General features: G+C 73.8%; 22 protein-coding genes. 15 read left to right on the forward strand and 7 right to left on the reverse strand.

Translation table 11 applies throughout. The annotated features are described in order from the left end of the window. Positions 1-82 precede the first annotated feature (82 nt). Entirely contained in the window at positions 83-1,702 is a 1,620-nt protein-coding gene (locus ACFC1X_RS01995) for an ATP-binding cassette domain-containing protein (RefSeq protein ID WP_376347912.1), read from the forward strand. Positions 1,703-1,727: 25 nt separating this feature from the next. On the opposite strand, the gene ACFC1X_RS02000 is transcribed toward ACFC1X_RS01995, so the two are convergent. Next, positions 1,728-2,849 carry a Vms1/Ankzf1 family peptidyl-tRNA hydrolase gene (locus ACFC1X_RS02000; RefSeq protein ID WP_376347914.1) on the reverse strand — a complete coding sequence of 374 codons (1,122 nt, stop codon included), beginning with the start codon at positions 2,847-2,849 and terminating at the stop codon, positions 1,728-1,730. A 60-nt stretch (positions 2,850-2,909) separates the two neighbouring features. Here ACFC1X_RS02000 and ACFC1X_RS02005 point away from each other — a divergent pair, with 60 nt between their 5' ends. Further along, positions 2,910-3,185, forward strand: a complete 276-nt coding sequence (locus ACFC1X_RS02005; protein ID WP_376347916.1) for a DUF6158 family protein — start codon at positions 2,910-2,912, stop codon at positions 3,183-3,185. Between the two features lie 37 nt (positions 3,186-3,222). On the opposite strand, the gene ACFC1X_RS02010 is transcribed toward ACFC1X_RS02005, so the two are convergent. Together ACFC1X_RS02010 and ACFC1X_RS02015 are read right to left on the reverse strand one after the other, a co-directional pair. Beyond that, on the reverse strand, positions 3,223-3,765 hold the full coding sequence (locus ACFC1X_RS02010; protein ID WP_376347918.1) for a type 1 glutamine amidotransferase domain-containing protein: 543 nt from the start codon (positions 3,763-3,765) through the stop codon (positions 3,223-3,225). A gap of 34 nt (positions 3,766-3,799) precedes the next feature. Beyond that, the gene (locus tag ACFC1X_RS02015; RefSeq protein ID WP_376347920.1) at positions 3,800-4,189 is read right to left on the reverse strand and encodes a DUF2795 domain-containing protein; all 390 of its coding nucleotides are present in this window, start codon (positions 4,187-4,189) and stop codon (positions 3,800-3,802) included. 201 nt (positions 4,190-4,390) lie between these two features. Between ACFC1X_RS02015 and ACFC1X_RS02020 the strand changes: the two genes are divergently transcribed. From ACFC1X_RS02020 to ACFC1X_RS02050, 7 genes are all read left to right on the forward strand, one after another. After that, positions 4,391-6,787: an ATP-binding cassette domain-containing protein gene (locus ACFC1X_RS02020; protein ID WP_376347922.1), complete on the forward strand. Its 2,397-nt coding sequence runs from the start codon at positions 4,391-4,393 to the stop codon at positions 6,785-6,787. Between the two features lie 58 nt (positions 6,788-6,845). Then, positions 6,846-7,274 (forward strand): helix-turn-helix domain-containing protein, encoded by a 429-nt coding sequence (locus ACFC1X_RS02025; protein WP_122618953.1) that lies wholly within the window; start codon positions 6,846-6,848, stop codon positions 7,272-7,274. Between the two features lie 5 nt (positions 7,275-7,279). After that, positions 7,280-7,696, forward strand: coding sequence for a VOC family protein (locus ACFC1X_RS02030; RefSeq protein ID WP_376347925.1), 417 nt, complete (start codon positions 7,280-7,282; stop codon positions 7,694-7,696). 311 nt (positions 7,697-8,007) lie between these two features. Continuing rightward, on the forward strand, positions 8,008-8,802 hold the full coding sequence (locus ACFC1X_RS02035; protein ID WP_376347927.1) for an RNA polymerase sigma factor SigF: 795 nt from the start codon (positions 8,008-8,010) through the stop codon (positions 8,800-8,802). Positions 8,803-8,984: 182 nt separating this feature from the next. Beyond that, a complete protein-coding gene (locus ACFC1X_RS02040; RefSeq protein WP_376347929.1) occupies positions 8,985-9,839 on the forward strand; it encodes a hypothetical protein in 855 nt (284 codons plus the stop codon). A gap of 122 nt (positions 9,840-9,961) precedes the next feature. Next, positions 9,962-11,224, forward strand: coding sequence for an aminotransferase class I/II-fold pyridoxal phosphate-dependent enzyme (locus ACFC1X_RS02045; protein ID WP_376347931.1), 1,263 nt, complete (start codon positions 9,962-9,964; stop codon positions 11,222-11,224). Further along, positions 11,221-12,282 carry an MBL fold metallo-hydrolase gene (locus ACFC1X_RS02050; RefSeq protein WP_376347933.1) on the forward strand — a complete coding sequence of 354 codons (1,062 nt, stop codon included), beginning with the start codon at positions 11,221-11,223 and terminating at the stop codon, positions 12,280-12,282. Before ACFC1X_RS02045 ends, ACFC1X_RS02050 begins: the two co-directional genes overlap by 4 nt. Before the next feature lie 51 nt (positions 12,283-12,333). Here the strand turns inward: ACFC1X_RS02050 and ACFC1X_RS02055 are convergent, their stop codons facing one another. After that, positions 12,334-12,969 carry a DedA family protein gene (locus ACFC1X_RS02055; RefSeq protein ID WP_122618958.1) on the reverse strand — a complete coding sequence of 212 codons (636 nt, stop codon included), beginning with the start codon at positions 12,967-12,969 and terminating at the stop codon, positions 12,334-12,336. Continuing rightward, entirely contained in the window at positions 12,966-13,739 is a 774-nt protein-coding gene (locus tag ACFC1X_RS02060; RefSeq protein WP_376347935.1) for an MBL fold metallo-hydrolase, read from the reverse strand. The genes ACFC1X_RS02055 and ACFC1X_RS02060 overlap by 4 nt, the downstream gene beginning before the upstream one ends. 83 nt (positions 13,740-13,822) lie before the next feature. On the opposite strand from ACFC1X_RS02060, the gene ACFC1X_RS02065 reads away from it, so the two are divergent. The 6 genes from ACFC1X_RS02065 (at position 13,823) to ACFC1X_RS02090 (ending at position 21,411) form a co-directional block, all read left to right on the forward strand. Beyond that, a complete protein-coding gene (locus ACFC1X_RS02065) occupies positions 13,823-14,224 on the forward strand; it encodes a hypothetical protein (protein ID WP_122618959.1) in 402 nt (133 codons plus the stop codon). 156 nt (positions 14,225-14,380) lie between these two features. Continuing rightward, a complete protein-coding gene (locus tag ACFC1X_RS02070) occupies positions 14,381-16,471 on the forward strand; it encodes a phage holin family protein (protein ID WP_376348516.1) in 2,091 nt (696 codons plus the stop codon). 84 nt (positions 16,472-16,555) lie between these two features. Beyond that, a complete protein-coding gene (locus ACFC1X_RS02075) occupies positions 16,556-17,962 on the forward strand; it encodes an amino acid permease (RefSeq protein WP_376347937.1) in 1,407 nt (468 codons plus the stop codon). 74 nt (positions 17,963-18,036) lie between these two features. Next, complete coding sequence (locus ACFC1X_RS02080) at positions 18,037-19,098, forward strand: ATP-binding protein (protein WP_376347939.1); 1,062 nt, start codon at positions 18,037-18,039, stop codon at positions 19,096-19,098. Beyond that, on the forward strand, positions 19,095-20,900 hold the full coding sequence (locus ACFC1X_RS02085) for a hypothetical protein (RefSeq protein ID WP_376347941.1): 1,806 nt from the start codon (positions 19,095-19,097) through the stop codon (positions 20,898-20,900). The genes ACFC1X_RS02080 and ACFC1X_RS02085 overlap by 4 nt, the downstream gene beginning before the upstream one ends. An 85-nt stretch (positions 20,901-20,985) precedes the next feature. Then, positions 20,986-21,411 (forward strand): OsmC family protein, encoded by a 426-nt coding sequence (locus tag ACFC1X_RS02090; protein ID WP_376347943.1) that lies wholly within the window; start codon positions 20,986-20,988, stop codon positions 21,409-21,411. A 3-nt stretch (positions 21,412-21,414) separates the two neighbouring features. On the opposite strand, the gene narI is transcribed toward ACFC1X_RS02090, so the two are convergent. Both narI and narJ read right to left on the reverse strand, forming a co-directional pair. Further along, positions 21,415-22,137, reverse strand: coding sequence for a respiratory nitrate reductase subunit gamma (gene narI, locus ACFC1X_RS02095; protein WP_376347945.1), 723 nt, complete (start codon positions 22,135-22,137; stop codon positions 21,415-21,417). Continuing rightward, positions 22,134-22,628, reverse strand: a complete 495-nt coding sequence (narJ, locus tag ACFC1X_RS02100; RefSeq protein ID WP_376347947.1) for a nitrate reductase molybdenum cofactor assembly chaperone — start codon at positions 22,626-22,628, stop codon at positions 22,134-22,136. Before narJ ends, narI begins: the two co-directional genes overlap by 4 nt.

A 22,628-nucleotide genomic window follows, 5' to 3' on the forward strand; every position in this document is an offset into this window, starting at 1 on the left:
CGCTCGCCACGTCCGCCGGCGCCGTCCGGCCCGCCGTAATCGGTTTGCCCGGGGCGTGGCCCGAGCCGCACAATCCGGTGCCATGGGCCATCTCGAAGCAGCGCACCTGGAGTACTACCTCCCCGACGGGAGGGCGCTGCTCGGCGACGCCTCCTTCCGGGTGGGGGAGGGGGCCGTCGTGGCCCTCGTCGGGCCCAACGGCGCGGGCAAGACCACCCTGCTCCGGCTGCTGTCCGGGGAGCTGAAACCGCACGGCGGGACCGTCACCGTCGGCGGCGGCCTCGGGGTGATGCGCCAGTTCGTGGGCTCCGTCCGCGACGAGACGACCGTACGGGACCTGCTGGTGTCCGTCGCCCCGCCGCGGATCCGCGAGGCGGCGCGCGCCGTGGACACCGCCGAGCACGCGCTGATGACCGTGGACGACGAGGCCGCCCAGATGCGCTACGCGCAGGCGCTCGCCGACTGGGCCGAGGCCCAGGGCTACGAGGCCGAGACCCTGTGGGACATCTGCACCACGGCCGCGCTGGGCGTGCCGTACGAGAAGGCCCAGTGGCGGCGGGTGAGCACCCTCTCCGGCGGAGAGCAGAAACGTCTCGTACTGGAGGCGCTGCTGCGCGGCACCGACGAGGTGCTGCTGCTCGACGAGCCGGACAACTACCTCGACGTGCCCGGCAAGCGCTGGCTGGAGGAGCGGCTCGCCGAGACCCGCAAGACCGTGCTCTTCGTCTCCCACGACCGGGAACTCCTCGCCCGCTCCGCCCACAAGATCGTCTCCCTGGAGCCCGGACCCGCCGGCGCCGACGCCTGGGTGCACGGCGGCGGCTTCGCCACCTTCCACGAGGCCCGCCGCGAGCGCTTCGCCCGCTTCGAGGAACTGCGCCGCCGCTGGGACGAGAAGCACGCGCAGCTGAAGAAGCTGGTGCTGACGCTGCGTCAGGCAGCCGAGAACAGCGCCGACCTGGCGTCCCGGTACCGCGCCGCCCAGACGCGGCTGCGCAAGTTCGAGGAAGTGGGGCCGCCGCCCGAGCCGCCGCGCGAGCAGGACATCAGGATGCGCCTGAAGGGCGGCCGCACCGGCGTCCGCGCCGTCACCTGCGAGCAGCTGGAACTCACCGGCCTCATGAAACCCTTCGACCTGGAGGTCTTCTACGGCGAACGGGTCGCCGTCCTCGGCTCCAACGGCTCCGGCAAGTCGCACTTCCTGCGGCTGCTGGCCGGCGACGACGTGACGCACACCGGGAACTGGAAGCTCGGGGCGCGCGTGCTGCCCGGACACTTCGCGCAGACCCACGCCCACCCGGAACTCCTCGGCCGGACCCTCCTGGACATCCTGTGGTCGGAGCACGCCCAGGACCGGGGCGCCGCCATGTCGAGGCTGCGCCGCTACGAGCTGACCCACCAGGCGGAGCAGACCTTCGACCGGCTCTCCGGCGGCCAGCAGGCCCGCTTCCAGATCCTCCTGCTGGAACTCCAGGGCGTCACCGCCCTGCTGCTCGACGAGCCGACCGACAACCTCGACCTGGAATCGGCCGAAGCCCTCCAGGAGGGCCTGGAGGGCTTCGAGGGCACGGTCCTCGCCGTCACCCACGACCGCTGGTTCGCCCGCTCCTTCGACCGCTACCTGGTCTTCGGCAGCGACGGACGCGTCCGTGAGACGCCGGAGCCGGTCTGGGACGAGCGGCGGGTGGAGCGGGCCCGGTAGGAAACCGGGGCGGGGGGCCTACCGGTCACTTCCAGCGCAGCAGCGCCCCCAGGCCGCCCACCGGAGCCTTGTCCGCGGCCTCCGACGGCAGCGCAGGCGTCACCGAGACCGCCGGTGCGCCGGTCATCACCGCCGACCGCAGCAGGGCGTCGTCCGCCCGCGCCGACCAGGAGTTCTGCTCGCCGAGCGTCTTCAGCTCGGTGCGGCGCACCGCGAGCTGGTCGGCGTCCTCGCCGATCCACACCTCGCGGTGGGTGTCAGGGGCGTCCGGGATGACCAGCAGCTCGTCGATGCGGTGCTCCCGGGCCGCCTCCACCAGCGCGGGCACGCCCTCGGCGGCGCCCGCCCGGCCCTCGTCGTCGGGTGCCCGGGCGGCCAGGAACCGGTCCAGCTCCTCCCGCGCCCGCGAGCGCACGTGGTCCTCGCGCAGCCCCTCCACCTCGTCGTCGAGGAGCCTGCTGCCGGCGCCGCGCGAGGCCTCGGCGATCCGCTCCTGGAGCCGCTTCGGCAACCGCTCGTGCACGGACCGCCGCTCCCGGTCGTCACCGACCAGGATCAGCAGGTCGGCGCCCGTCTCCTCCTGGCACACCGCGAGCGCGTCCGCGATCTCCGCCGCGTTGTGCTCCCAGGTGTTCTCCACCCGCAGCTGGAAGTGGCGCTCCGACCAGTCGGCGCTGCTCGTGCGGTGCAGCGGCCACTGCCGGCCGGTCACCCCGCCCGCGTCCGAGCTGCCCAGCGCGCCGCGCAGCTCGAAGTCGGCGCCCTTGCGGTCGATGTACGCCACCACGCACACCGGGTCCTCGCCCGCCAGGTCGAGCAGCGGGGCGACGTGCGGCAGCGGTGCCCAGTCGGCGGTCGTCCCGCCGTACGGGGGCCGGGCCAGCCGCGGGTCCAGGACCACCCGTCCGGCGCACGCGAACAGCGCCCGGCCGTGCGGGTCGGAGGCGTGCCGCAGCTCGTCCACGGCCTCCCGCACCGCCTGGCAGGTGGCGTCGTCGGCGCCCTGCTCCGCCAGCTCCCGGGCCACCGCGGCCGCCGTCAGCTCACGCTCGTGCGCGGTGTCCTCCGTGTGCCGGGACAGATCGACGTACACGGAGGCCCAGGGCCCCTGGTGTTCGTAGAGGGGATGCAGAAACGCGAGATCCATGGCGCTCTCCCGGGTGGCGCTGGGGGGTGGTAGTGCTGCGGGGGCGGGTACCCGGACCGCATGAACGAACACGACATAGGGGACACCATGACCGGAGTGGACCCGGGCCGCCTGGACGACCAGCAGCTCATGAAGGAGCTGGAGACCATCCACCGGACCCGCCACGACACCCTGCTCTACGGGTCGAACGACGCGCTGCGGGCCCATAATGACCGCATGGCGCGGCTGGAGGGCGAGTGGCTGCGCCGCAACCCGCGGCGCCCGGTCGCCCCCGGCCGCACCCGCGAGGGCGCCCGGGAACGCGGCTGCGGCCAGGCCGCCACCCCGGGAGCCTAGGTCTCCGGGGCGGCGGCCCGGCCGCCGTACGCGTCGCTCAGCCGCCCGCCTTGGCGAACTCGGCGAGGAAGGCCCCGCAGAACGCCTCGAGGTCGTCCGGCTTGCGGCTGGTGACGAGGATGCTGTCGCCGTGGTCGCAGACCTTCACCTGCTCGTCGACCCAGGTGGCGCCCGCGTTGCGCAGGTCGGTCCGGAGACTGGGCCACGAGGTCAGGACCCGGCCGCGTACCACGTCGGCCTCGATCAGGGTCCACGGCGCGTGGCAGATCGCGGCCACCGGCCTGCCCTGGTCGAAGAAGGCCCGGACGAACGCCACGGCCTTCTCGTCGGTCCGCAGGAAGTCGGGGTTGGCCACCCCGCCGGGCAGGACCAGCCCGCCGAACGAGTCGGCCGAGGTGTCACCCACCACCTCGTCCACCGGGAACGTGTCCGCCTTGTCGAGATGGTCGAAGCCCTGGATCTCGCCGGCTTGCGTGGACACGAGCACCGGCTCGTGACCCGCGTCCTTCGCCGCCTGCCACGGCTCGGTCAGTTCGACCTGCTCCACGCCCTCGGGCGCGGTGAGAAACGCGATGCGCATGGGGTTCGGATTCCTTTCCTGACGCCTGGGCGCCCTACGCCCCCGAAGGGCCGGCTTCGGTGAGCGCCACCGCCAGCTCCTGGACGTTGTCGTAGCGCGCCTTGTTCGGCAGCCGGTCCAGCTCCTCGACGAGGGCGTCGGGCGCGTTGCCGTGGCGCAGGGTGCGGGTCAGTTCCCGCGGTCCCGCGGGGAAGCTGCCCCGGGTCAGGTTCCGGGCCAGTTCGAACCGCAGGGCCTCCAAGTACGTCGGTCCGCGGCCCGGTGTCACCGGCCCGTGCGTGACGTCCGGATCGTCCTCCGCCACCGGCTCCGGGTCGTGCCACTCCTCGGTCCGGGTGGGGTGCCCGGACCTGAGCAGACCCTGCAGTTCGTGCTTCATCTCGTCGTCGCGGTGGGCGCTCATCCGGTCGCTGCCTCGCTGCATGTCTCCCTCCAGATCTTCAGGGGTGTCGACCGCGTACCCGGACACCGGAGACCGACACGGATTCACCCGGACGGGTCCGCTCCGATTTCGCCGGCCGGCACCGGATCAGTAATCGAGAAGCGCGGGTCCCGTCGGCCCCTCTAGCGTGTGAAGACCGCGGGCGTCAGCCTTCACATGGAGCCCCCGACAGATGGAGACACGATGAGCAGCGCCAAGAGGACGGGCAGCCAGGCACCCGTGCCGCACGCCGCCGACAGCCACGACCTCATCCGCGTGCACGGCGCCCGCGAGAACAACCTCAAGGACGTGAGCATCGAGATCCCCAAGCGCCGCCTGACGGTCTTCACGGGAGTCTCCGGTTCGGGCAAGAGCTCGCTGGTATTCAACACCATCGCCGCCGAGTCGCAGCGGCTGATCAACGAGACCTACAGCGCCTTCGTGCAGGGCTTCATGCCGACACTGGCCCGCCCCGAGGTCGACATCCTCGAAGGCCTGACCACCGCGATCATCGTGGACCAGCAGCGGATGGGCGCCGACCCCCGCTCCACCGTCGGCACCGCCACCGACGTCAACGCGATGCTGCGGATCCTCTTCAGCCGCCTCGGCGAGCCGCACATCGGCCCGCCCAGCGCGTACTCCTTCAATACCGCCTCGGTCCGGGCGAGCGGCGCGATCACCGTCGAGCGCGGCAACAAGAAGGCGGTCAAGGCGACGTACGAGCGCACCGGCGGCATGTGCACCCGCTGCGAGGGCCGCGGCAGCGTCTCCGACATCGACCTCACCCAGCTCTACGACGACTCCAAGTCGCTCGCCGAGGGCGCCTTCACCATCCCCGGCTGGAAGTCGGACAGCCAGTGGACCGTGCAGGTGTACGCCCAGTCCGGCTTCGTCGACCCCGACAAGCCGATCCGCGAGTACACCGAGAAGCAGCTGCGGGACTTCCTCTACGGCGAACCGGTCAAGGTCAAGGTCAACGGCGTCAACCTCACCTACGAGGGCCTGATCCCGAAGATCCAGAAGTCCTTCCTGTCCAAGGACAAGGAGGCGATGCAGCCGCACATCCGGGCCTTCGTGGAGCGGGCCGTCACCTTCACCGTCTGCCCCGAGTGCGACGGCACGCGGCTCAGCGAGGGCGCCCGCTCCTCGAAGATCGGGAAGATCTCCATCGCCGACGCCTGCGCGATGGAGATCCGGGACCTGGCCGAGTGGGTGCGCGACCTCGACGAACCGTCCGTGGCGCCGCTGCTCGGCGCCCTGCGGGACGCCCTCGACTCCTTCGTCGAGATCGGCCTCGGCTACCTCTCCCTCGACCGGCCGGCGGGCACCCTGTCGGGCGGCGAGGCGCAGCGCGTCAAGATGATCCGCCACCTCGGCTCCTCGCTCACCGACACCACGTACGTCTTCGACGAGCCCACCATCGGACTGCACCCGCACGACATCCAGCGGATGAACGACCTGCTGCTGCGGCTGCGGGACAAGGGCAACACGGTCCTCGTCGTCGAGCACAAGCCCGAGGCGATCGCCATCGCCGACCACGTGGTGGACCTCGGCCCCGGCGCCGGTACGGCGGGCGGCACCGTCTGCTTCGAGGGCACCGTCGAGGAGCTGCGGGCGGGAGACACCGTCACCGGCCGCCACCTCGACGACCGGGCCGTCCTCAAGGACACGGTCCGCAAGCCCACCGGCGCCCTGGAGATCCGCGGCGCCACGACGCACAACCTCCAGGGCGTCGACGTCGACGTCCCGCTCGGCGTGCTCTGCGTGGTGACCGGCGTGGCCGGCTCCGGCAAGAGCTCGCTGATCCACGGCTCGGTCCCGGCCGGCGCGGGCGCCGACGTCGTATCGGTCGACCAGAGCCCCATCAAGGGCTCGCGGCGCAGCAACCCGGCCACGTACACCGGACTGCTCGAACCGATCCGCAAGGCCTTCGCCAAGGCCAACGGCGTGAAGCCGGCCCTGTTCAGCGCCAACTCCGAGGGCGCCTGCCCCACCTGCAACGGCGCCGGTGTCATCTACACCGACCTCGCCATGATGGCCGGGGTCGCCGCCCCCTGCGAGGACTGCGAGGGCAAGCGGTTCCAGCCCGCGGTGCTGGAGTACCGTTTCGGCGGCCGGGACATCAGCGAGGTGCTCGCCATGTCCGTGGCCCAGGCCGAGGAGTTCTTCGGCTCCGGCGAGGCACGCACCCCCGCCGCGCACAAGATCCTCGACCGGCTCGCCGACGTCGGACTCGGCTACCTCACCCTCGGCCAGCCCCTCACCACGCTCTCCGGCGGCGAGCGGCAGCGGCTCAAGCTGGCCACCCACATGGGCGACAAGGGCGGCGTCTACGTACTCGACGAGCCCACCACCGGCCTGCACCTCGCCGACGTCGAGCAACTGCTCGGCCTCCTTGACCGCCTCGTCGACGCCGGCAAGTCGGTCATCGTCATCGAGCACCACCAGGCCGTTATGGCGCACGCCGACTGGATCATCGACCTCGGCCCCGGCGCCGGCCACGACGGCGGCCGGATCGTCTTCGAGGGCACCCCCACCGACCTCGTCGCCGACCGCTCCACCCTCACCGGCGAGCACCTCGCGGCATACGTCGGCGCCTGACCGCGGCGGCCCACGGCGCCGGTACCGGTGGCGGCCGGCGCTGTGGGATCGTAAGGGCGTGACGAGCCTGGAGGACCTGGCCCGGCTGCGCCGGGCACGCGACCTGATGGACCGCGAGTACGCCGAGCCGCTCGACGTACCGGCGCTCGCGCGGGTCGCCCTCATGTCGGCGGGCCACTTCTCCCGCAGCTTCCGCGCCGCCTACGGGGAGACCCCCTACAGCTACCTGATGACGCGCCGCATCGAGCGCGCCAAGGCCCTGCTGCGACGCGGCGACCTGTCCGTCACCGAGGTCTGCTTCGCGGTCGGCTGTACCTCGCTGGGATCGTTCAGCTCGCGCTTCACCGAGCTGGTCGGCGAGAGCCCGAGCGCCTACCGGGAACGCGACCACGCCGACGGCGCCGCCATCCCCGCCTGCGTCGCCAAGGTCTACACCCGACCGGTCAGGAACGGAGAAGCCGGGCCCGCGCGCCCGCCCGTAGCGTGACACGCATGGACATCAACCTCGCGCAGTGCTTCATCGCCGTCGACGACCACGACACGGCGCTCGCCTTCTACCGGGACGTGCTCGGGATGGAGGTCCGGGACGACGTCGCGTTCGAGGGGATGCGCTGGGTGACCGTCGGCTCCCCGGCCCAGCCCGACGTGGGCATCGTCCTCGAACCCCCGCTCGCCGACCCCAACGCCTCGGCCACCGACCGCGAGGCCATGGCCGAACTGCTGGCGAAGGGAATGCTGCGCGGCCTGAACTTCACCACCGACGACGTCGACGCCACCTTCGAACACATCCGGGCCGCCGGCGCCGAGGTCCTCCAGGAACCGGTCGACCAGCCCTACGGCGTCCGGGACTGCGCCTTCCGCGACCCGGCCGGGAACATGGTCCGCTTCAGCCGGCCCCGCACCGGCTGACCCGCCCCCGGGCGGCTCGGCGCATCGCGGTGCCGCCGAGGGTTTGCGACGGGCTTCAGGGGGCAGGGGCAAAATCAGTGCTTCGGACAGGAGGCACGTCCGTGGGAGCGGCGCCAATGCGCCCCGGACGAGTCGGTCCGGACCCGGACGCCCTCCCACGGAGACCGCCCGACCCCATGGGCCGGGTCGTCGTACCGGTGCAGCCCGCGCGCCGGAGGTTCCCGGAGCCCCCGCCGCCCCGCGGGCCGCGCCCCAGGGCCCAGGCCCGGCGCGACGACCGGCCCCCGCGCTCCGAGGGAGTTGCGACGCACATGCCGATCCACGCCAGCGTGAAGCACCCGCACGACGACGCCCCCGACACCGCGGACGCGTTCCGCCGGCTGACCACCCTCCCCGACGGCCCGGAGCGCGACGCGGTCCGCGACCGGATCGTGGAGGCCTGGCTGCCCATGGCCGAACGCCTCGCGGGACGCTTCCGCAGCCGCGGCGAGAGCTACGACGACCTGCGCCAGGTCGCCGCCCTCGGCCTGGTCAAGGCCGTCGACCGGTACGACCCCGAGCGCGGCAACGCCTTCGAGAGCTACGCCGTGCCGACCATCACCGGCGAGATCAAGCGGCACTTCCGCGACCACATGTGGACGCTGCACGTGCCGCGCCGGGTCCAGGAACTGCGCAACCGCGTGCGCTTCGCCCGCCAGGAGCTCTCCCAGACCATCCCGGGCCGCAGGCCCACCGTCACCGAGATCGCCGAGCACGCCGACCTCAGCGAGGAGGACGTCCGGGTCGGTCTGGAGGCGCTGGAGAGCTTCACCGCCCTGTCCCTGGACGCCGAGCTGCCCGGCAGCGAGGACGGGTTCTCGCTCGGTGACGCCCTCGGCGGGCCCGACCCGGCCCTCGACACCGTCGTGGACCGCGAGGCCGTCAAGGAGCGCCTGGCCGCCCTGCCCGACCGGGAGCGCGCCATCCTGTACATGCGCTTCTTCGACGACATGACCCAGAGCCGCATCGCCGAGCAGCTCGGCATCTCCCAGATGCACGTCTCCCGCCTGATCAGCCGCTGCTGCGACCGGGTGCGGGAGCAGGTGCTGCGGGATCCGGGGGCCTGAGGGAGCCCGCGCGCCGGTCCGGGACCGCGATTCCGGGCTCCGAAACCTCGGGCTCACCCGCCCGGGGGTCGCGTTCGCGCGAACGGCGCAGGGTGGCGCGCGCACCCGGGGCGGGCGGGCTGTGATGGCCGAGGGGCGCGAGTGCCGTGCCCCCGCCGCCGCAGCTCGAAGGAGCCCGCCCCATGCGCCGCACTGCCCGCGCCCTGTCCGTGGCCGTCCTGGCCAGTGCCGCCCTCGGCGCCCTCGCGGGGCCGAGCGCGGCCGATCCCGGCGTCCCTCCGCCGCCCGCCGGCGCCGGTGAGCCCGTACCGCCGCCGGTGGCCGAGGAACCCGTACCGCCGCCGCTCGCCGAGGAGCCCCTCGCTCCGGCGGCGGGCCGGGCGGCCGCCGAGGTCAGCCCGGCCGACGTGGTCCCGGGCGGCACCGTCACCGTGTCGGTCTCGTGCGCCCCGACCGGCGGCTCCGCGCCGGCGACCCTCGACGCCACCTCCGTGGCCTTCGACGAGGGCACCGTCGCGCTGCGCAAGGTGGAGGGAGAGGGAGGGACGGGCGCCGGTCCTGCCTACCGGGGGACCGCCCGGATAGCCGCCGCCGAGGACTTCGGGAGCGAGGCGGACGCGGAGGGCGCCGAGGAGGACTGGACCGTCGACGGCTCCTGCCCGGACGAGGCGGGCGGGGAGGGCGACCCGTGGAGCGCCACCATGAACGTGCCGGGTGGCACGGCGGGGGAGAGCGGCACCGCCAAGCCCGCGTGCCCCCCGTCCACCGCCCCGCACGGCGGGAAGCCCACCCACGGCACGTCCTGCGCCACCGAGCCGCCGTGCCCCGGGACCGCCGCCCCGCACGGTGAGTCCGCCGAGGCCGGGAAGTCCTGCGTCGGTGGGAAGGCGGAACACGGGGTGCGGGCCGGGGCCGGCGGCACCTTCACCGACTCGGTGCCCGCCCTGGCCGCGGGCGGCGTCCTGATCGCGGGCGCGTGCGCGGCCGCCGCCCACCGGCTGCGGCTCCGGCTGCGCGGGGAGGACGGGGAGCGCTGAGCCGGGCGGCCACCGTCGTGCGCGGACACACGCGACCGGGGCCGGAGTCATGGCTCGCGTGCCGGATGGGTACTGGGATCAACGACCGGTGAGCGGCAGTACGGACCCGCGCGGAGGTACGCATGCGGCGCACGGACCCCGAAGGCGACGACGCCGTGGGCCACGGCCCCGTCCGGTACGGCCCCCATCTGCCCGACGACGGGCTGCCGGTGCTGCCCGAGCTGTCCGCCGTACTCGCCGCCGCCGCGGACCGCGCCCAAGGGGAACCGGTCGGCGGCGCCCCCGCCCTCACGGCCGCCGCGAGCGGCTACTGGCACCGGCGCGGCCTGCCCACCGAGCCCGGCCAGGTGGCCGCCGCCCCCGGTGCGCACGCCCTGCTGCTGGCGCTGACCGCCGCGCTCGGCGGCGACGTCCTGGTGCCCCGCCCCTGCGCCGCCTGGTGGGCACCGGACGCGCGGCTGCTCGGCAGCCCCGTCTTCCACGTCCCGACCTCGGCCGAGAGCGGCGGCGTCCCCGACCCGTACGCCCTCCTGGAGACCGTCCGCCGGGTGCGCGCCGAGGGCGGCGCCCCCCGCCTGCTCGTGCTGGCCGTCGCCGACGACCCCACCGGCACCGTCGCGCCGCCCGAACTGCTGCACGAGACCGTCGAGGCCGCCGCCGGGGAGGGACTGCACCTGGTCAGCGACGAGACCTGGCGGGACACCCTGCACGACCCGCACGCCACCGTGCTGCTCAGTCCCGCCGAGATGCTGCCCGAGCGGGTCACCGTCGTCACGGACCTGGCCGGGGGACTGCTGCCGCCCGGCTGGCCGGCCGCCGTCGCCCGCTTCCCGGCGTCCGCGGCCGGCGACGGCCTGCACGCGCGCGTGCTCGACGTGCTCACCGCCCTCGGCGCGGGCGTGGCCGCGCCCGTCGCCGCCGCGGCCGGGTACGCGCTCGACGAACCCGAGCCGGTCACCGCCCGCCGGTCGGCCGCCGTACGCCTGCACGCGCGCGTGGCCGCCGCCATGCACGCGGCCGTCGTGGCGGCGGGCGCCACCGCGCGGCCCCCGCAGGCCGGGCGCCACCTGTACGCCGACCTCGGCCCGCTGCGCGACGCCCTCGGCGCGCAGGGCGTCGGCGACGCCCAGGAACTGGAGGACTTCCTCTCCGCCCGGCTCGGCATGCCCGCTCCCGGCGGACACCGCTTCGGCGACGACCTCGCGGCCCTGCGCGTGCGGCTCGCCACCGGCCCGCTGCTCGGCACCGGCACCGCCGAACAGCGCGCGGAATGCCTCACGTCCCCGGACCCGTTGGAACTGCCACACGTGCGACGCGCGTTGACCGCTCTCGGGTCGGTCTTCGGCGATCTGCGCGACGCTCAGCGATGGGAGCCTCCTCGATGACGCAGCAGCCCCGGTCGACCACGAGCACCCCCGCGTCCACCGAGGACACCGCCGCGCCGCCGGACACGTCCTCCCGGGCCCCCTCGTACCCGCCGCTCGCCGATCCCCGGCCGCCCGCCGAACACCGCGTATGGCCGCGCACCTTCCACGACCGGCTGACCGCGCCGCTGCCCGGCCTGAAGGCCCTCGCCAGATTCGCCCGCGAGGGCGCGGTGAGACCCGGCCGCGAGGCCCTCGCCGACATCCCCCGGCTGCCCTACGCCCCCGGCCCGCTGCCCCGCGTCGACGCCGACACCGTCGCCGTCACCTGGGCAGGACACGCCAGCTGGGTGGTGCGGATCGGCGGCCTCACCGTGCTCACCGACCCGGTCTGGTCCCGCCGCATCCTCGGCACCCCCGCCCGGGTCACCCCCGTGGGCGTCGCCTGGAGCGCCCTGCCCCGCGTCGACGCCGTCGTCATCAGCCACAACCACTACGACCACCTGGACGCCCCCACCCTGCGCAGGCTCCCGCGCGACACCCCCGTCCTGGTGCCCGCCGGGCTGGGCCGCTGGTTCCACCGCCGCCGCTTCACGCGCGTCACCGAGCTGGACTGGTGGGAGGCGACCAAGCTGGGCGGCGTCCGGTTCGACCTCGTTCCCGCGCACCACTGGTCCAAGCGCAGCCTCGTCGACACCTGCCGCAGCCTGTGGGGCGGCTGGGTGCTCACCGCACCCGACGGCCGGCGCGTGTACTTCGCCGGGGACACGGGGTACGGCCACTGGTTCACCCGGATCGGCCGCCGCTACCCCGGTATCGACCTCGCCCTGCTCCCCATCGGCGCCTACGACCCCCGCTGGTGGCTCAGCGACGTGCACTGCGATCCGGAGGAGGCGGTCCGGGCCGCCCAGGACGTCGGCGCCCGCCGCATGGCGCCGATGCACTGGGGCACGTTCGTCCTCTCCGCGGAACCGGTACTGGAGCCCCTCACCCGCACCCGCGCCGCCTGGCACCAGGCGGGCCTGCCCCGGGACCACCTGTGGGACCTGCCGGTGGGCGGGTCGCGGGTGCTGGAGTGACCCACGAGCCGCCCCTTCTCCGGGCGCCCCCTCCTCCCGCCCCGCGGAGCCCTACGCCTTAGCCGGCCCCCGGAACCGTCGCCACACTCCCGGCGCCACGCTGACCAGGACGGTGAGGGCGATGGCCGCGGCCACGCCCTCCCAGGGCTTGCTGAACAGGGCGCCGCTCAGGACGCCGATCAACTGGTACGTCACCGCCCAGGCCAGGCAGGCGGGCAGGTTGCCGCGGGCGAAGCGGCGCAGCGGCCACTCGGCGAGCAGGCAGGCCAGCATCACCGGTATGCGGCCGGCCGGCACCAGCCGGGACAGCACCAGCACCGCGACGTCGTGCTCCGCGAGCTTGTCCTGCGCCTGCTCCAGCCGGTCCTCCGGCGCCCGGGACCGGATCGCCTCCAGCCAGCGCGAGCCGTTCTTCGAGCCGACCCCGCGCCGGCCCAGCCAGTACAGCGCCATGTCCCCGCAGAACGCGGCCAGCGACGCCGTCGCGAACACCATCAGCATCGAGAACGGCAGCGTCTGGTGCATCGCCACCACGGCCGCCGAACTCACCAGCGCGCCCGTCGGCACCACCGGCACCAGCGCCCCGATGAGCACCAGCAGGAACAGCGACGGATACCCGAACGCCTGCTGCGTCGGCTCCGTCGGAATGCTCGTCATGCTCGTCGTGGCGGCGTCCAGCCAGTTCACCGCGCGACCTCCACCCGCACACTCTCGCCGTGCCCCAGCCGGTGCACGGCGACCCCCGGCGCGCGCAGCGCCGACAGGCGCACGAACTCGTCGCCCGGCGTGTGGAACTCGTGGGGGCGCACGGCGTCCATCCCGATCGGCCAGTACGTGCCGTAGTGCACCGGCACCGCCGTGCGCGGCGCCAGCCGGGTCAGCGCCTCCGCCGCCCGCCCCGCGTCCAGATGCTCCGCCCCCAGGTACGGGCCCCAGCCGCCCACCGGCAACAACGCCGCGTCGACCGGCCCGACCTCCTTCTCCATACCGTCGAACAGACCGGTGTCCCCGGCGAAGTACGTCCGCGCCTCGCCCTCGACGACGTACCCGAGCGCGGGGGAGCGGTGCCGTCCGACCGGCAGCCGCCGCCCGTCGTGGAGCGCGGGCACCGCCCGTATCCGCAGGTCCCCGACGTGCGCCACGTCGCCGGGCGCCACCTCCGCCACGTCCAGGTGTCCGAGCCGCCGCAGCCCCGGCACCGCCCGTCGCGCGCCCCGGGGCACGAGCAGGCGCGTGCCCGGCGCGAGCCGCGCGAGCGACGGCACGTGCAGGTGGTCGGCGTGCAGATGGGACACCAGCGCCACGTCCGCGCGCCAGGCGTCCGGCGGCGGCACCGCGCCCCGCCTGCGGCGCAGATGGGCGAGGCGGCGGGCGAACAGAGGATCGGTGAGCACACGGATGTCCGAGTCCTCGACCGTGCAGGTGGCGTGACCCCACCACGTGAGCTCCACCGGCACCTCTTTGCCTCCTTCGCGCGACTCCCCGAAGCCTACGTCCAGGAGTAGGGTCGGCGGCGAAAACGGGAGGTGAGGGGGACACCATGGGGCCGGTGCGGGTGACGGCGATCGCGAGTCTGACGCCGCTGGAACTGCTGGACGACGATCCGTTCCTGGTCGACTCCCGCAGCCAGCACGCCATGTGCGCCCGCTGGGCGGCGGAACACGGCTACGTCGTCGCCAGGGAACTGCTGGTACGCGGCCTGCGGCCGGACCACGACGCCCTGTGGGACGGGGTCCGCCCGGGCCACGACCTGTTCGTGGCCCCCAGCCGACGAGTGCTGGAGAGCGCGCTGGCCTCCGTCGACGACTTCACCGCGGAGTGCGCGCGGCGCGGCGCCCGCGTCGAGACCGTCGGCCACGCGGAACCGGCCTACGACGCCCGGATGAAGGCGTGCGTACACCGCAGGCTGTCCATGCCCACGGCGGGATACGACGGCCGCTGACCACCCTTTCGGGGTGTGAACCGGGCTCAGGGGGACAAACGGGTGCCCCGGAGCGTTGTGGCAGGGTGGGGAAGGCCCGGACGACGGGCCGGGACGTGAGGTGTGCGGAGCGTGGGTGGAGGCCGTTGGCGCCGGGTCGCCAGTCAGATCGGGCGGATGGTCGCGGTGTGGGCCGTGTCCACCCTCACCATGCTCGTGCTCGCGGGCATCCTGCCGGACTTCCGGCTCCAGTCGCCCGACGGGGACAGCGCGACCGACATCGCGATGACCGCCGCGGTCGGCGCGGGCGCCTTCGGGCTGCTCTCCGCCGTGGTGTGGCCGCTCATGGTCCGCCTGCTGCTCCTGGTGCCGGCGCTCGTCCTCGGACTGCTGGTCTTCTTCCTCAACGGCGGGCTGCTGCTCCTCGCGATCGACGTGAACCCGGCCGGCCGCGGCGGCGTCGCCCCCGAGACCGCGGTCGTGGTCGCCGCCGTCATGTCCGCCGTCGCCTCCGCCACCGGCGGCGCCCTGACCGTGCGCGGCGACGACGCCTACCGGCGCCGGCTCTACCGCCTCGCCGACCGCCGCCGCAGATCGGGCCCGCCCTGCCCGGCCGGCCCGGGCATCGTCTTCCTGCAACTGGACGGCGTGGGCCACGACGTCCTGCTCGACGCCGTCGACACCGGCGCCATGCCCACCGTCGCCCGCTGGCTCGGCCGCCACGGCGCGTCCGCGAGCCACCGGCTGGCCCCGTGGCGCACCGACTGGTCCAGCCAGACCGGCGCCAGCCAACTCGGCATCCTGCACGGCAGCAACCACGACGTGCCCGCCTTCCGCTGGTACGAGAAGGACACCGGCGAGGTCATGGTCTGCAACCGGCCGACCAGCGCCGCCGAACTCCAGCACCGCGCCGTCCGGCGCACCGGCGACGGCGGGCTGCTCAGCCTGGACGGCGCGAGCCGCGGCAACCTCTTCGGCGGCGGCGCCGACGAACAGGCCCTGGTGCTGTCCATCGCCACCCGCCGCCGCAGCCCCGAGACCCGGTCCAGGTCCGGCTACTTCGCCTACTTCTCCGACCCGGCCAACGCCGTCCGCACCGCGATGTCCTTCGTCGCCGAGGTGGGCCGGGAGATCGGCCAGTCCACCCGCGCCCGCGCCCACAAGGTCCGCCCGCGCGTTTCCCGCGGCGGCCTCTACCCCTTCGTCCGCGCCTTCGCGACCGTCGTCGAACGCGACGTCGTCGTCGCCGCGGTGATGGGCGACATGCTCGCCGGCCGCACCGCCGTCTACGCCGACCTCGTGGCCTACGACGAGGTGGCGCACCACTCCGGGCCGCACGGCCGGGACGCCCTCAACGTCCTCCGGCGGCTCGACCGGTCCCTCGCGCTGATCGAGAAGGTCGCCGACCAGGCCCCCCGCTCCTACCGGATCGTCCTCCTCTCCGACCACGGCCAGAGCCCCGGCGAGACCTTCCGCACCCGCTACGGCCTCACCCTCGGCGACCTGGTCCGGGCCGGCTGCGGGCTGCCCGTGCCGCGCCGCGCCCAGCGCACCCGCAGCGGAGCCGAGGCCCGCAACACCGTCCGCGCCGCCCTGCACCGCCCCGTCGAGGAGGGCGCCGCCCAGCAGAGACCCGCCGACACCCCGACCGGCCGCCGCTCCGAGCCGATCGTGCTGGCCTCCGGCAACCTCGGCCTGGTCTCCTTCCCGGACGTGCCGCACCGGATGACCAGGGAGGAGATCGACGCCCGCCACCCCGCGCTGCTGCCGACCCTCGCCAACCACCCCGGCATCGGCTTCCTGCTGGTACGCAGCGAGCAGCACGGCGGCCTGGTGCTCGGTGCGCACGGCGCCGAGATACCCCTGGACCGGCTCGACGAGGACCCCGGCCCGCTCGCCCCCTTCGGCCCCGGCGCCGCCGACGCCGTACGCCGCACGCACTCCTTCCCGCACACCGCCGACATCATGGTCAACTCCTTCCACGACCCGGCCGACGGCGAGGTCCTCGCGTTCGAGGAGCAGATCGGCTCCCACGGCGGCCTCGGCGGCGCCCAGTCGCACGCCTTCCTGCTGTCACCGGCCGTGCTGTCCGACCCGGTCGAGGAGGGCACGGAGATCGTCGGCGCCGAACACGTCCACCAGGTGCTGCGCCGCTGGCTGCGCGAGTCCAACGGCCCGCAGGTGCCGGTGGAAGATCCACGGCCGAACGTCGTCGAGAACGCACCTTTTCCCGTCGCGGACGGGTTCGTGCAGGAGAAAAGCGCCTGATTTTGAGGTGCGCCGGACCGTGCCCGACCATGGGCGCCGTCCCGGCGATCCCGGGCCACAGTTCCATGAGAGGCGCACCACCCCATGCACGTCACCGGGACCGTCCCCCCACCGGCTCCGGAACCGCAGGAGACCCCCGCGGCCCCCGACCCCACCTCCGGCAACGGCCGGCACGCCCGCCGCTTCGGGCTCCCCGTCGCCACCGCCCTGGTCATGGGCAACATCATCGGCGGCGGCATCTTCCTGCTCCCGGCCTCCGTCGCGCCCTTCGGCACCATCAGCCTGCTCGCCTTCGGCGTCCTGACCGTCGGCGCCATCGCGCTCGCCCTGGTCTTCGGCCGCCTCGCCGCCCGCGACCCGCGCACCGGCGGCCCCTACGTCTACGCCCGCGGCGCCTTCGGCGACTTCGCCGGCTTCCTCGCCGCCTGGGCGTACTGGATCACCACCTGGGTGTCCAACGCGGCGCTGGCCGTCGCCGCCGTCGGCTACCTCGACGTCCTGATCCCGGTCAACGACCACCGCTGGACCGCCTGTCTGGCCGCGCTGGTCATCCAGTGGCTCCCGGCGCTCGCCAACTTCGCGGGCACCCGGTACGTGGGCGCCGTGCAGCTCGTCGCCACCGTGCTGAAGTTCGCGCCGCTGCTGCTCGTCGCGGTCGGCGGGCTGTTCTTCTTCGACCCGGACAACCTCGGCCCGTTCAACGCGAGCGGCTCCAGCGGCATCGGCGCGGTCTCCGCCGCCGCCGCGATCCTGCTCTTCTCCTACCTGGGCGTGGAGTCCGCCGCCGTCAGCGCCGGCGAGGTGAAGGACCCGCGCCGCACGGTCGGCCTCGCCACGGTCATCGGCACCGCGGGCGCCGCCCTCGTCTACCTGCTGGGCACGCTCTCGGTCTTCGGCACCGTCTCCCACGACCGCCTGGTCACCTCGACCGCGCCCTTCTCCGACGCCGTGAACGCCATGTTCGGCGGCGCGTGGGGCGGCTGGGCCGTCGCGCTGGCCGCCCTGGTCTCGATGACCGGCTGCCTCAACGGCTGGACCCTGCTCAGCGCCCAGACCCCGTACGCCGCCGCGAAGGACGGCCTCTTCCCCGCCGCGTTCGCGCGCAGGCGCCGGGGCGTCCCCACGACCGGCGTCGCCGTCACCGTCGTCCTCGCCTCCCTGCTCACCGTCTACAACTACACGTCCGGTTCGGCGAAGGTCTTCGAGGTCCTCGTCCTCGTCACCACCTTCACCGCGACCGTGCCCTACCTGCTGGCCGCCGCCGCCCAGATCTTCCACCTCGTCTCCGGCCAGGGCGAGAAGGTCGACCGGGCCCGCCTGGTCCGGGACGGCGTGATCGCGGCGGTCGCCGCCGCCTTCTCGCTGTGGCTCGTCGCGGGCGCCGGCTACGCGGCGGTGTACCAGGGTGTGCTGTTCCTCTTCGCGGGCGTGCTGGTCTACGCGGTGATGGCGGCCCGCAGGCGGCGCGCGGAAGGGCCCGCCGCACCGTAATTCGGCTGCGTGCGGGCGCCTCGGAACCCACACTGGTGCGGTCACCTTCCCCCTGATCGCCCAGGAGCCCCTGCGTGCAGGCAGCCGTCACCGTCACTCCCGCCCGTCTCCCGGAACTGCTGCTCGGCCTCGCCACCGTGCGGCCGGTCTTCCTGTGGGGCGCACCCGGCATCGGCAAGTCCTCCCTGGTGAGGGCGTTCGCCGACTCGCTGGGCCTGGAGTGCGTGAGCCTGCTCGGCACCCAACTCGCGCCCGAGGACCTGATCGGCGTACCGCAGATCCGGGACGGCCGGTCGGTGTTCTGCCCGCCCGAGTCCATCGCCCGCGACGAGCCGTACTGCCTGTTCCTGGACGAGCTGAACGCGGCCACCCCGGACGTGCAGAAGGCGTTCTACTCCCTGATCCTCGACCGCCGTGTCGGGAACTACGAGCTGCCCAAGGGCTCCATCGTCATCGGCGCCGGCAATCGCGCCACCGACAACGCCCTGGCCCGCCCCATCGCCTCCGCGCTGGTCAACCGCCTCACCCACGTCCACCTGGACGCCTCGGCGAAGGACTGGCTCGTCTGGGCCGCTGAGCACGGCATCCACCCCTGGATCACGGACCACCTCACCGACCGCCCCGACCACCTGTGGTCCAAGCCGCCCAAGACCGAGGAGCCCTTCTCCACCCCGCGCTCCTGGCACATGCTCTCCGACGCCCTGCACTCCTTCGGCCGCGACCTCGACGAGGAGACCCTCAAGGTCCTCGCGCACGGCACGCTGACGCCCGCGCACGCGACCGCCTTCTGCGGCTACGTCAAGATCGTCCGCAGCCGGTTCGGCATCGAGGCGATCCTCAAGGGCGAGGCGCGCTGGCCCAAGGGCCTCCAGGACCGCGACCTGCTCTACTACCTCGCCGAGTCGTTCCGCGGCCGGCTGGTCAAGGAGCTGCCCGCGAGCAAGGAGCACATGTCGGCGAACGGACGCCAGACCGCGTACCGCGCCAAGTCGCTGCTCGTGCAGCTCGCCGAGATATCCGTCGAGGTCGCCCAGACCGTCATCGCCTCCGACCCCGACGGCAACCCGGTGCTGCCCGCGTGGTTCCTGGTGGAGGCGGCACGGGACATGCCCCGCCTGGTGGAGGCGCGGCGGTGAGCCGCGCCCGCAAGCAGGACCAGCAGCAGAAGAAGGACCCGGCCGCCGAGGACTGCGCCAAGGGCGTGCAGCTGGTGTGGGCCAACCCGGCGCTCGCGGCGATGGAGGTCAAGTGGTGCCGGGAGGCGGAGTGCAAGGTCGCGCCCCGGCAGGGACTCGTCCGCGTCAGCTCCAACGGCCGGGTCCATCTGCACCCCACCCGCCGCGCCGAGCCCGCCGAATGGGCCTGGGCCATCGCCCACGGCCTCATCCACCTCGGCTTCGGCCACGTGCCCGCCGCCACTGGGGAGCGCGTCCAGCCCGACCGCTACGACCTCGCCGCCCGCTGCGTCGTCGTCAACCGGTTCCTCCAGACCTTCCCGGTCGGCCGCACCCCCGACGACCTGCCGCCGACCTACCCCGACGGGGACGAGGAGCGCATCGCCGCCGCCTGGCGCCGCGAGGGCGGCATCCCGGCGGCGTACGAGCACTGCGGCACCGCGGGCGGCGAACCCGACCAGCTGCTCTCGCCCTGGGACGGCTGGAACGGGCAGGTGCCCGACTGGCAGCTGGCCTTCGCGCACGCGCTGACCCGCACCATGTCCACCGCCCTGGACCTCGCGGGCGGCCGGCGCGACGACATGCTGGGCGGCCCCACCCGCCTGCACCCCTGGCAGCAGGCCCTGAGCTGGTTCGTCTCCTCCTACCCGCTGCTCGGCGGCATCGCCTCCGGCATCACCCTCGTCGCCGACGCCGAACTCGCCCGCGCCCACGGCATCTCGATCGCCGCCGTCAACGCCGAGGCGGGCGAGATCTACGTCAACCCGCTGCGCCGGTACGACGACGAGGAATGGCGTTTCATCCTGGCCCACGAGATGCTGCACGCCGCCCTGCGCCACGGCGACCGCTGCGGCACCCGCGACCCGTACCTCTTCAACGTCGCCTGCGACTACGTCGTCAACGGCTGGCTGGTCGAGATGCGGGTCGGCGCCATGCCCGAGGGCCTGCTGCACGACCCGGCGCTGGCCGGCCTGTCCGCCGAGGAGGTCTACGACCGCATCGCCGGCGACCTGCGCCGCAAGCGCCGCCTGGCCACTCTGCGGGGCAAGGGCGTCGGCGACGTCCTCGGCGCCCCGCTGGGCTCGCCCCGCGACTACGTCGACCTCGACGGCTTCTACCGCCGGGGCCTCGCCCACGGCCTGGACCTGCACCGGCAGCAGGAGCGCGGCTACCTGCCCGGCGGCCTGGTCGAGGAGATCCGCGCCCTCAGCCATCCGCCGCTGCCCTGGGACGCGCGCCTCGCCCGCTGGTTCGACGAGTTCGTGCCCCGCCCGGAGCCCGTACGGTCGTACGCGCGCCCCTCCCGCCGCCAGGCGGCCACCCCCGGCATCCCGCGCGCCGGGCGCTACTTCCCGCCCGAGGAGATCGCCCGCTGCACCTTCGGCGTCGTCCTGGACACCTCCGGCTCCATGGACCGCAGGCTGCTCGGCAAGGCGCTCGGCGCCATCGCGTCCTACGCTGAGGCCCGCGACGTCCCCGCCGCCCGCGTCGTGTTCTGCGACGCGGCCCCGCACGACGCCGGCTACCTGCCCGTGACCGACATCGCCGGCCGGGTGCGGGTGCACGGCCGGGGCGGCACCGTGCTCCAGCCCGGCGTCGACCTGCTGCTGCGCGCGGACGACTTCCCGCCCGCCGCGCCGGTCCTCGTCATCACGGACGGCTGGTGCGACGTGCTGCGGGTCCGGCGCGAGCACGCCTACCTGATCCCGCAGGGCGCGCGGCTGCCGTTCACGGCCCGGGGGCCGGTCTTCCGGGTGAGCTGAGCCGGAGTGTGATCGGATGGGGGCGGGAACCCGGGCACGGGCTTCCATCGCCCCAGTACAGCAAGCGAATTCGAGAGGACCCGCCGTGGCAACCACGCGCTCCGCACACACCGTCTGGGAAGGCAACCTGCTCGAGGGCAAGGGTGTCGTCACCTTCGACTCGTCCGGCATCGGCGAGCAGCCGGTGTCGTGGCCGTCGCGCGCCGAGCAGGCGAACGGCAAGACCAGCCCCGAGGAGCTGATCGCCGCCGCCCACTCCAGCTGCTTCTCCATGGCGCTGTCGCACGGCCTGGCCGGCGCCGGCACCCCGCCCACCAAGCTCACCACCTCCGCGGACGTCACCTTCCAGCCCGGTGAGGGCATCAAGGGCATCCACCTCACCGTGGAGGGCACCGTCCCCGGCCTCGACGCCGACGCGTTCACCGCCGCCGCCGAGGACGCCAAGAAGAACTGCCCGGTCAGCCAGGCCCTGACCGGCACCACCATCACCCTCACCGCCAAGCTGGCCTAGCGGCTAGGAGCCCGTACGCTCCCACCCCCGCCGGTCCGGGCGCGGCCCCAGCTGTCTGGGGTCGCGCGACCGGTACACCACGTACGGGCGGGTCAGGTACTGCAGCGGCGCGCTGAACATGTGCACGAGCCGGGTGTAGGGGACCAGGGCGATCAGGACCATGCCGATCACCGCGTGCACGTGGTACAGCACCGGCACGCCCTCCATCAGCTCCACCTTCGGGTTGAGGGTGAACAGGCTGCGCGACCAGGGCGCGATGGTGCTGCGGTAGTCGTAGCCGTCGCCGGAGGTGTCGGAGAGCTTGGCGATCATGCCGAGGACGATGGCGCCGAGCAGGAAGACGTACATGAACTTGTCGTTGGCGGTGGTGGCGCGGAAGACCGGTGCCTTGGTGCGGCGCCGGTAGACCAGCATCCCGATCCCGGCGACCGTGAGGACCCCGGCCAGGGTGCCGCCGTACAGGGAGAACAGGTGGTACGCGTGTTCGCTGACGCCGACCGCCTGGGTCCAGGACGCGGGAATGAACAGCCCGATCAGGTGGCCGACGAGCACGAAGAGGATGCCGTAGTGGAAGACCGGCGAGGCGATGTTCAGCAGCTTCGACTCGTAGACCTGCGAGGAGCGGGTCGTCCAGCCGAACCGGTCGTAGCGGTGGCGCCAGACCAGGCCCGCGATCAGCAGGGCGAAGGCGGCGTAGGGCAGGACGCCCCAGAGGAAGACGTTCATCGGCGGGCTCCGGTGGAGGCGGGCGGCAGGGTGGCGCACACGGCGTCCAGCACGCAGGCGTAGGGCGTGCCGAAGGCGGTCAGCCGGGAGCGCAGCTCGTCCAGGGCGTCGCGGTGCTCGGTGAGCATGCCGATGTCCCCGGTGCGCGAGACGAACTCCAGCACCGCCGGCAGGAAGTCGGGCAGTTCCTCGCCGGTGAACTCCAGGCCGTGGGCGCGGTACAGCTCCTTGAAGCGGACCAGGGACATCCCGCGGTTGCGGGTGTCGCCGTCGGTCCACCAGCTCAGGTACAGGCTGTGCCGGTTCTTGAAGTCGAAGACCCGCACGTAGTGCGCCTGGAGTTCGCCCTGGGGCGTCACGGCCGCGTGGTCGGTGAAGGCCCGCAGCTGCGGGGCGGCCTCACGCAGCAGCGGCAGCCGGTCGCGGAAGTCGTCGTCGGGATAGGTCAGGCAGAGCGCCGCCGCCTGGTACAGCACCTCGAACCCGGGCAT

This window comes from Streptomyces sp. NPDC056128, assembly GCF_042263835.1.
Lineage (GTDB): Bacteria > Actinomycetota > Actinomycetes > Streptomycetales > Streptomycetaceae > Streptomyces.

Excerpts from the sequence above, each read along its gene's own strand:
- narJ (WP_376347947.1), bottom strand. The coding sequence starts at position 22,628 with ATGCCCGGGTTCGAGGTGCTGTACCAGGCGGCGGCGCTCTGCCTGACC.
- ACFC1X_RS01995 (WP_376347912.1), top strand. The coding sequence starts at position 83 with ATGGGCCATCTCGAAGCAGCGCACCTGGAGTACTACCTCCCCGACGGG.
- ACFC1X_RS02040 (WP_376347929.1), top strand. The coding sequence starts at position 8,985 with ATGCGCCGCACTGCCCGCGCCCTGTCCGTGGCCGTCCTGGCCAGTGCC.
- ACFC1X_RS02030 (WP_376347925.1), top strand. The coding sequence starts at position 7,280 with ATGGACATCAACCTCGCGCAGTGCTTCATCGCCGTCGACGACCACGAC.
- ACFC1X_RS02045 (WP_376347931.1), top strand. The coding sequence starts at position 9,962 with ATGCGGCGCACGGACCCCGAAGGCGACGACGCCGTGGGCCACGGCCCC.
- ACFC1X_RS02035 (WP_376347927.1), top strand. The coding sequence starts at position 8,008 with ATGCCGATCCACGCCAGCGTGAAGCACCCGCACGACGACGCCCCCGAC.
- ACFC1X_RS02065 (WP_122618959.1), top strand. The coding sequence starts at position 13,823 with ATGGGGCCGGTGCGGGTGACGGCGATCGCGAGTCTGACGCCGCTGGAA.
- ACFC1X_RS02070 (WP_376348516.1), top strand. The coding sequence starts at position 14,381 with ATGGTCGCGGTGTGGGCCGTGTCCACCCTCACCATGCTCGTGCTCGCG.
- ACFC1X_RS02020 (WP_376347922.1), top strand. The coding sequence starts at position 4,391 with ATGAGCAGCGCCAAGAGGACGGGCAGCCAGGCACCCGTGCCGCACGCC.
- ACFC1X_RS02015 (WP_376347920.1), bottom strand. The coding sequence starts at position 4,189 with ATGCAGCGAGGCAGCGACCGGATGAGCGCCCACCGCGACGACGAGATG.
- ACFC1X_RS02000 (WP_376347914.1), bottom strand. The coding sequence starts at position 2,849 with ATGGATCTCGCGTTTCTGCATCCCCTCTACGAACACCAGGGGCCCTGG.
- narI (WP_376347945.1), bottom strand. The coding sequence starts at position 22,137 with ATGAACGTCTTCCTCTGGGGCGTCCTGCCCTACGCCGCCTTCGCCCTG.
- ACFC1X_RS02050 (WP_376347933.1), top strand. The coding sequence starts at position 11,221 with ATGACGCAGCAGCCCCGGTCGACCACGAGCACCCCCGCGTCCACCGAG.
- ACFC1X_RS02005 (WP_376347916.1), top strand. The coding sequence starts at position 2,910 with ATGAACGAACACGACATAGGGGACACCATGACCGGAGTGGACCCGGGC.
- ACFC1X_RS02010 (WP_376347918.1), bottom strand. The coding sequence starts at position 3,765 with ATGCGCATCGCGTTTCTCACCGCGCCCGAGGGCGTGGAGCAGGTCGAA.
- ACFC1X_RS02075 (WP_376347937.1), top strand. The coding sequence starts at position 16,556 with ATGCACGTCACCGGGACCGTCCCCCCACCGGCTCCGGAACCGCAGGAG.